Genomic DNA, 4,894 nt, shown 5'->3' on the forward strand with positions numbered 1-4,894 from the left:
GTAACAGCGAGGACTGTTGGGATCCAGAGAGCAGCGTGGATCCAGAGGGCTGGCTGATACTTGACTTCGACGACGAGTGCGGCGGCGACGACGATGAATCCCGCGATGAGGATGATGAACACGGCGGGACCGTCGCCGGCGTCGATGAAGGCGTAATCCTGCTCGCAAGCCTCGCAGGCGGGCCGCAGGGTCAGGAATCCGGAGAAGAGTTTTCCCTTGCCGCAGCGCGGGCATTTGCAGGCGAGCCCGCGCAGGATGGTCTGGGACAATGTCGGCCGAGCGAGATTGGACATCAGCGTTTCTTCCGAAAGAGAAAAGGGCGGCCCGGCGGCCGCCCTTGTCTTGATGGTGTTGAGCGGGCTGGTCCCGGTCAGTGCGCGGCGTGCGCCATGGCCGCGGCGCCGTTGCCCCAGACATAGATGCAGACGAACAGGAACAGCCACACCACGTCGACGAAATGCCAGTACCAGGCGGCGAATTCGAAGCCGAGGTGCTGGGAGGGCGTGAAGTGTCCCGCATTGGCGCGGAACAGGCAGACGATCAGGAAGATGGTGCCGACCAGCACATGGAAGCCGTGGAAGCCGGTCGCCATGAAGAAGGTGGCGCCGTAGACGTTGCCGGCGAAGCTGAAGGCGGCGTGATGATACTCATAGGCCTGCACGCAGGTGAAGACGGCGCCGAGCGCGATGGTCAGGATCAATCCCCACTTCAGCCCCTTGCGGTCGCCATTGAGCAGGGCATGGTGCGCCCAGGTCACGGTGGTGCCCGAGGTCAGAAGGATCAGGGTGTTGAGCAACGGCAGGTGCCAGGGATCGAAGGTCTGGATGCCCTTGGGCGGCCAGACACCGCCGAACAGCGCGTCGCGCGTCATATGCACGGGATCGCCCGGGAACAGCGCGGAGTTGAAGAAGGCCCAGAACCAGGCGACGAAGAACATCACCTCGGAGCAGATGAACAGGATCATGCCGTAGCGATGGCTGATCTGCACCACGCGGGTGTGATCGCCCTTGTGCTCGGCTTCGCGGATCACATCCGCCCACCAGCTCGCCATGGTGTAGAGCACGCCGATCAGGCCGATGCCGAAAATGATCGGCGCGGCCGCGGTCAGATGATGCATCCACAGGATCGCCCCGACGGCCATGATGAAAGCCGCGGTCGCGCCTACGATCGGCCACGGACTCGGGTCGACCAGGTGGTAATCGTGCTTGACTTGCGCCGTAGCCATTGCGGTCTCTCTCCGTTAGCGGTGCCGGCGGTATTGGGCACCTATTGATCTCAAAACAAAACGCGTCGGTAACAAAACGCGTCGGCCCTCAAAGCTCAGATGCTTCCCCCTGGCCTGTCCGGCTCGTTGACCGCCACCGGCTTGGGCGCGGCCTTCTTCACCGGAAAGAAGGTATAGGACAGGGTGATGGTATTGACGCCGTCGTTCTCGCTGTCGGCGGCGAAAGCCTGATCGACATAGAAGACGACGGCCATCTCCCGCTTCTCACCGGGCGCCAGGGTTTGCTCGGTGAAACAGAAGCAGTTGATCTTGGTGAAATAGGATCCGACTGTCAGCGGCGTGACGTTATAGGCCGCCTGCCCCATGGTGGTCGCCGCCACCTCGTTGGTGATGGTGTAATGGACGGTGGTGACCTCGCCGACCCGGACCTTTATCTCGGTCTGTTCCGGCTCGAACTTCCAGGGCAGCCCGCCCGAGACGTTGGAGTCGAAGCGTACGGCCACCGTGCGTTCCAGCGGCTTGGACTGGGGGGCCTCCCCTGCCACCTGCGTCGTTCCGTTGAAGCCGGTGACGCGGCAGAACCAGTTGTAGAACGGCACCGACGCATAGGCGGCGCCGACCATCAGGGCAACCAGCAGGCCGCAAGCGGCGCCGACCTTCACGTCGCGGCCAATGCGCGGCGTCGCCTTCGGCCGGGCCAAGGCTGCGGTAGCGGGTTGCTGCGGGTGCTGCGGCGCGTCCGTCATCTCAAATCACATCGGACGGACGAGAACGCCCGGCCCCTTGATGAAGGTGACCGCGAAAAACAGCAGGACCATGAGCCCCAGCGCCCAGGCGATCGCGATCGACCGCTCGCGCCGGCGCTTCTTCTGGGCCTCGGTGAGAACGATCCCGTCTCCGTCCGGCTTGTTGTTGCTGTCCATCGGTTCATGCGCCCTCTACCAGATCAACGGCGCGATGGCCTTCGCAACCACATCGAGCAGCAGAACGGCAAACAGCGCGAACAGATAGAGGATCGAGAAGGCGAACAACCGCCGCGTGGCGCGTAGCGCCGCGCTGCCGGTGCGATGGCGATAGACATTGATCGCGAACACCAGCATGCCGGCGCCGAGGATCAGCGACGTGACACCATAAATCCAATCGAAGTAGCCGAGCGGCCAGGGCGCGGCGGCGACCGCCACCAGCACGATGGTATAGAGCAGGATCTGCAGCCGGGTCGCATCGGGACCGGCAACCACCGGCAACATCGGCACGCCGGCGCGGGTGTAGTCGTCGTTGCGGAACAGCGCCAGCGCCCAGAAATGCGGCGGCGTCCAGAAGAAGATGATCAGGAACAGAAGCAGCGGCTCCACCGACAGCGACCCCGTCGCAGCCGCCCACGCCACCACCGGCGGCAGCGCACCGGCGGCGCCGCCAATCACGATGTTCTGCGCGGTCCGCCGCTTCAGTCCCATCGTGTAGATCACAACATAAAAGAAGATCGTGAAGGCGAGCAGGCCCCCGGCATACCAGTTGACCAGAGCGCCGAGCGTCATCACCGAGAAGAACGACAGCGTGAGGCCGAACCCCATCGCCTCGCCGCGGGTGATGCGGCCGCGCGGGATCGGCCGGTTGGCCGTGCGCGACATCAGCACGTCGATATCGCCTTCCAGCGCCATGTTCAGCGCGCCGGAGGCGCCGGCTCCGACCGCGATGCAGAGAATCGAGATGAAGCCCAGGACCGGGTGAACATGGCCCGGCGCGATCATCAGCCCGACCAGCGCGGTGAAGATCACGAGCGACATCACCCGTGGCTTCAGCAGCGCGAAGTAATCGGCGACACTCGCCTCCGAGATCCGGGGCGGCAGTTCAACGGCTTTTTGATCAACAACCGACACGATACACCCGCTTGTTGGTGCGCGGCGCGTCGAGCGCGCCGCGCACAGTCACATTACTGCACCTTCGGCAGGGTGGAGAACTGGTGGAACGGCGGCGGTGACGACAGCGTCCATTCCAGCGTGGTTGCACCTTCACCCCACGGATTGTCCGCCGCCTGCTCCTTGCGAGCAAAGGCGTCGACCAAGCCGTAAAGGAAGACCACAGCGCCAAACCCAGCGATAAAGGCGCCGTAGGACGAGATCTCGTTCCAGCCCGCGAACGCATCCGGATAGTCAACCGAGCGCCGCATCATGCCCTGCAGCCCGAGGAAGTGCTGCGGGAAGAACAGGACGTTGGCGCCGATGAACATCAGCCAGAAGTGCAGCTTGGCGATGGTCTCGTTGTACATGTAGCCGGAGATCTTCGGGAACCAGTAGTACCAGCCCGCGAAGATCGAGAACACCGCGGCAATGCCCATCACGTAGTGGAAGTGCGCGATGACGTAGTAGGTCTCCTGCATCACCCGGTCGACGCCCGCATTGGCCAGCACCACGCCGGTCACGCCGCCAACCGTGAACAGGAAGATGAAGCCGATCGCAAACAGCATCGGCGCCTTGAACTCGATCGAGCCGCCCCACATGGTGGCGATCCACGAGAACACCTTCACGCCGGTCGGCACCGCGATCACCATCGTGGCGGCGACGAAGTAAGCCTGCGCCGTCGACACCATGCCGACCGTGTACATGTGGTGCGCCCACACGACGAAGCCGATGCCGCCGATCGCGACCATCGCATAGGCCATGCCGAGATAGCCGAAGATCGGCTTCTTCGAGAACGTCGAGATCACATGGCTGATCATGCCGAAGCCCGGCAAAATCAGGATGTACACCTCGGGATGACCGAAGAACCAGAACAGATGCTGGAACAGCACCGGATCGCCGCCGCCGTCGGCAGCGAAGAACGTGGTGCCGAAGTTACGATCGGTCAAAAGCATGGTGATCGCACCCGCCAGAACCGGCAGCGACAACAAGAGCAGCCACACCGTCACCAGGATCGACCAGACGAACAGCGGCATCTTGTGCAAGGTCATACCAGGCGCGCGCATGTTGAAGATCGTGGTGATGAAGTTGATCGCGCCCAAAATCGAGGAGGCGCCGGCCAGATGCACCGCGAGGATCACGAAATCCACCGACGGTCCGGGATGACCGCTCGTCGACAGCGGCGCATACAGCGTCCAGCCCGTGCCCGCGCCCGCCGCGCCCGGCTCACCTTCCACGAACGTGGAGGTCAGCAACAGCGCAAACGCCGCCGGCAGCAGCCAGAACGAGATGTTGTTCATCCGCGGAAACGCCATGTCGGGCGCCCCGATCATCAGCGGCACGAACCAGTTGCCGAAGCCGCCGATCATCGCAGGCATCACCATGAAGAAGATCATGATCAGGCCGTGCGAGGTCACAAAGACGTTGTAGGTATGCGCAGGATCAAAAACCTGCACGCCGGGATACATCAGTTCCGCCCGGATGCCCATCGACATCAGGCCGCCGATGATCCCCGCGACGATGGCGAACACCAGGTACATAGTCCCGATGTCCTTGTGATTGGTCGAATACGCAAAGCGCCGCCACCCTGTCGGGTGGTGCGCATGGTCGCCATGATCGTCATGGCCGTGGTCGTGAGCATGTGCTGCGGTTGTTGCCATTGTCTAATCCTGTCTTTCGTCCCTTGAAGTCCTTCGAACGAACCTTGGCGGCATCCCTTGGGGTGCAATCCCTTGGGGCGACGTCCCTTTAGCGGTTGTCGCCCCGTCGAAAT

The 4,894-nt window shown here is 63.1% G+C and carries 6 protein-coding genes; all 6 read right to left on the minus strand.

Going from position 1 to position 4,894, the window contains the following annotated elements:
* A partial coding sequence (locus AC1RT6_RS21135; RefSeq protein ID WP_139372960.1) for a DUF983 domain-containing protein occupies window positions 1-293 on the minus strand: 293 nt, incomplete at its 3' end.
* A 77-nt stretch (window positions 294-370) separates the two neighbouring features.
* Window positions 371-1,225 (minus strand): cytochrome c oxidase subunit 3, encoded by an 855-nt coding sequence (locus AC1RT6_RS21140; protein ID WP_079448467.1) that lies wholly within the window; start codon window positions 1,223-1,225, stop codon window positions 371-373.
* 95 nt (window positions 1,226-1,320) lie between these two features.
* Entirely contained in the window at window positions 1,321-1,971 is a 651-nt protein-coding gene (locus tag AC1RT6_RS21145; protein ID WP_079448468.1) for a cytochrome c oxidase assembly protein, read from the minus strand.
* 6 nt (window positions 1,972-1,977) lie between these two features.
* Window positions 1,978-2,148: a cytochrome c oxidase system small membrane protein gene (locus AC1RT6_RS21150; RefSeq protein ID WP_079448469.1), complete on the minus strand. Its 171-nt coding sequence runs from the start codon at window positions 2,146-2,148 to the stop codon at window positions 1,978-1,980.
* Between the two features lie 15 nt (window positions 2,149-2,163).
* Window positions 2,164-3,102 carry a heme o synthase gene (locus tag AC1RT6_RS21155; protein ID WP_079448470.1) on the minus strand — a complete coding sequence of 313 codons (939 nt, stop codon included), beginning with the start codon at window positions 3,100-3,102 and terminating at the stop codon, window positions 2,164-2,166.
* 53 nt (window positions 3,103-3,155) lie between these two features.
* A complete protein-coding gene (gene ctaD, locus AC1RT6_RS21160) occupies window positions 3,156-4,781 on the minus strand; it encodes a cytochrome c oxidase subunit I (protein ID WP_079448471.1) in 1,626 nt (541 codons plus the stop codon).
* Window positions 4,782-4,894 lie beyond the last annotated feature (113 nt).

Source organism: Nitrobacter sp. MLSD-S21 (genome assembly GCF_058809865.1).